At 57.6% G+C, this 3683-nt stretch carries 2 protein-coding genes and 1 pseudogene; 1 reads left to right on the top strand and 2 read right to left on the bottom strand.

Annotated elements, in window-relative coordinates; all coding sequences use genetic code 11:
* A partial coding sequence (locus HT737_RS17530; RefSeq protein WP_182403446.1) for a GTP-binding protein occupies positions 1-1242 on the bottom strand: 1242 nt, incomplete at its 3' end.
* A gap of 139 nt (positions 1243-1381) precedes the next feature.
* Positions 1382-2837 (bottom strand): annotated as a pseudogene (gene thiI / locus HT737_RS17525) (tRNA uracil 4-sulfurtransferase ThiI).
* 328 nt (positions 2838-3165) lie between these two features.
* On the opposite strand from thiI, the gene HT737_RS17520 reads away from it, so the two are divergent.
* Positions 3166-3683 (top strand): glutamine synthetase beta-grasp domain-containing protein (locus HT737_RS17520; RefSeq protein WP_182403444.1); only part of this gene is annotated, 518 nt, incomplete at its 3' end.

Genomic DNA, 3683 nt, shown 5'->3' with positions numbered 1-3683 from the left:
CTTGCCCTGCGATTCTTCAGGGATGTCGATGGTGACGTTTTCGAACGGTTCCTGCTTCACGCCGTCAACTTCACGGATGATCACTTCAGGACGGCCCAGGGCCAGCTCGAAGCCTTCGCGACGCATGGTTTCGATCAGTACCGAGAGGTGCAGCTCACCACGGCCGGAAACCTTGAACTTGTCAGCCGAGTCGCCTTCTTCAACGCGCAGTGCAACGTTGTACAGCAGCTCTTTGTCCAGACGATCCTTGATGTTACGGGAGGTCACGAACTTGCCTTCTTTACCGCAGAATGGCGAGTCGTTTACCTGGAAGGTCATGGAAACGGTTGGCTCGTCAACGGTCAGCGGCTTCATCGCCTCGACGGTGTTGATGTCGCACAGGGTGTCGGAGATGAACAGCTCGTCGAAGCCGCTGATGCAGACGATGTCGCCGGCTGCTGCTTCTTCAACGTCAATGCGGTGCAGACCGTGGTGACCCATCAGCTTCAGGATACGACCGTTGCGGCGCTTGCCGTCGGCGCTGATCGCGACAACCGGGGTGTTCGGCTTGACGCGACCACGAGCGATACGGCCAACACCGATAACACCCAGGAAGCTGTTGTAGTCCAGAGCGGAGATCTGCATCTGGAACGGACCGTCACGGTCAACGGCCGGAGGCGGAACGTGGTCGACCACTGCCTGGTACAGCGCAGTCATGTCTTCGCCCATGGCGGTGTGGTCCAGACCGGCGATGCCGTTCAGGGCCGAAGCGTAAACAACCTGGAAGTCCAGTTGTTCTTCGGTCGCACCGAGGTTGTCGAACAGGTCGAAGATCTGGTCCAGAACCCAGTCCGGACGCGCGCCTGGACGGTCAACCTTGTTGATCACCACGATTGGACGCAGGCCGGCTTCGAACGCCTTCTTGGTCACGAAACGGGTTTGCGGCATAGGGCCGTCTTGAGCGTCAACCAGCAGCAGAACGGAGTCAACCATCGACATTACGCGTTCTACTTCGCCGCCGAAGTCGGCGTGGCCCGGGGTGTCCACGATGTTGATGTGGTAGCCGTTCCAGTTGATAGCGGTGTTTTTCGCCAGGATGGTAATACCGCGCTCTTTTTCCTGGTCGTTGGAGTCCATCACGCGCTCGTCGTTGAGCTCGTTGCGCTCCAGAGTGCCGGATTGACGCAGGAGTTTGTCTACCAGGGTGGTCTTACCATGGTCAACGTGGGCAATGATGGCGATGTTACGTAGATTTTCGATCACTTGTGTATCTCGATCAGAGGATTCGGTTTGCTGACAAGTCTTGGCAGCGATTAACAGTAGTGTCCGGCATGGCCGTTACAGCTTGACGGCGGTGTCGGGGGGCCGGTGACGCAGGCCACAGGCAAACAGCCCCGGGCACTTAGCTCGGTCGATAAACGCGCACATTGGCATGCCCCTCACTGAGCAAATGGTGAGCATGCAGGCGACTCATCACGCCTTTGTCGCAATACAGCAGGTACTGGCGAGTCGGATCCAGCTCCTTGAAACGAGCGTTCACTGCGTAGAACGGCATCGTCTGTACTTCTATGCCGGCGAGTTCCAGCGGGTCATCCTCGGCCGCATCCGGGTGACGGATGTCGATGACGATCTGACCGGCCAGCGCTTCGCCGACTTCTTCGATCTGCAAGTCCTGGCCCAATTCGTCGATCACTCGATCGATCGGCACCAGTTTGGCGTTTTCGAGCGCACGCTCGAGGACCGCCATGTCGAATTCTTTCTCTTCGTGCTCAACACGGTGGCGCTTGGCGGCGGTCTTCGGATTGACCGAGATGACCCCGCAGTACTCCGGCATGTGCCGGGCGAAATCGGCGGTGCCGATCTCGTTGGCCGTGTCGATGATGTCCTGCTTGTGCGCAACGATCAGTGGGCGCAGGACCAGCTTGTCGGTCACGCAGTCGATCACCGACAGGTTCGGCAGCGTCTGGCTCGATACCTGGGAAATCGCTTCGCCGGTGACCAGCGCGTCGATGTGCAGCCGGTCGGCAATGGCCGACGATGCGCGCAACATCATACGCTTCAATACGACGCCCATATGACTGTTATCGACTTTGCCGAGAATTTCACCCAACACTTCTTCGAACGGAACACTGACAAATAGCACGCGTTGCGAGCTGCCGTACTTCTTCCAGATGAAATGCGCGACTTCCATCACGCCCCAGTTCGTGGGCACGCCCGCCCAGATTGAAGAAGCAGAAATGCGCCATCAGGCCGCGGCGCATGATCTGGTACGCGGCAACCGTCGAGTCAAAGCCGCCGGACATCAATACCAGCGTCTGCTCTAGGGCGCCGAGCGGGTAACCGCCAATACCGTTGTGCTGGCTGTGGATGACAAACAACCGTTGGTCGCGAACTTCGATGCGAACTTCGATTTCCGGGTCTTTGAGGTCGATTCCGGCCGCCCCGCATTCGCGACGCAGCTTGCTGCCGACGTATTTTTCGACGTCCATCGAGCTGAACGGATGCTTGCCTGCACGTTTGCAGCGCACCGAAAAAATCTTCCCGGCCAGCACATCGCCGTAGTGCTGTTTGCACTTCTCGGTGATGTCGTCGAAGTCGCCCAGCGGGTATTCGTCGATCTGCAGAAAGTGCGCGACGCCGGGAGTACAAGTGAGGCGCTCGCCCATCTCTTTCAAGGCTTTGGGGTCGGTCACGCGGGTTTCCAGCTCGAGATTGTCCCACACACCGTTCACCACCACGGCCGGGTCCAGATCGCGGAGCACGGCGCGGATGTTCTTGGCCAGCTGGCGGATGAAACGCATCCGGACAGGGCGGCTTTTGATGGTGATCTCGGGGAAGACTTTTACGATTAGTTTCATGAAAACAGCGCGCGCAGGGCCAGCCGAAAAAGGGGGGCGCGGATTATAGCGGAAATTGCTCAAGGTTTAACCAGTTAATATGCAGAAGGTTTCACTTGCACCAAAACGGGTCATTTCTGATTTGAAGCGCTACATTAAGGGGCGATAATTTCGCCTTTATGGCGCTTTCTTGCTTTGAAAGCGTGAAATTGGGGCAAAAAACCCATGCTGGGGCACTGGCATGCAATTTGCTCCCTTGTGAGGCAGGTTGCCTTGGCAGAGTATCTGCGCCGGCATCACCCAAATTAAGGGCATCCACTACCAAGCCCTAAGCCACCCGGAGGACACTATGTCGAAGTCGGTTCAACTCATCAAAGATCATGACGTCAAGTGGATTGATCTGCGCTTCACGGACACCAAAGGCACTCAGCACCACGTGACCATGCCGGCTCGCGATGCGCTGGAAGACGACTTCTTCGAAGTCGGCAAGATGTTCGACGGTTCCTCCATCGCTGGCTGGAAAGGCATCGAAGCCTCCGACATGATCCTGCTGCCGGACGACGATACTGCCGTTCTCGACCCGTTCACCGAAGACGCGACCCTGATCCTGGTTTGCGACATCATCGAACCTTCGACCATGCAAGGTTACGATCGCGACCCGCGCGCCATCGCGCACCGTGCCGAGGAATACCTGAAGACCACCGGTATCGGTGACACCGTCTTCGCCGGTCCAGAACCAGAATTCTTCATCTTCGACGAAGTGAAGTTCAAGTCCGACATCTCCGGCTCGATGTTCAAAATCTACTCCGAGCAAGGTTCGTGGATGTCCGACCAGGACATCGAAGGCGGCAACAAAGGCCACCGTCC

The sequence above is a fragment of the Pseudomonas sp. MD195_PC81_125 genome (assembly GCF_014060985.1).
Lineage (GTDB): Bacteria > Pseudomonadota > Gammaproteobacteria > Pseudomonadales > Pseudomonadaceae > Aquipseudomonas > Aquipseudomonas parakoreensis.
The sequence above is the reverse complement of the archived record's forward strand: the minus strand, read 5'-3'. Positions and strand labels throughout refer to the sequence as shown.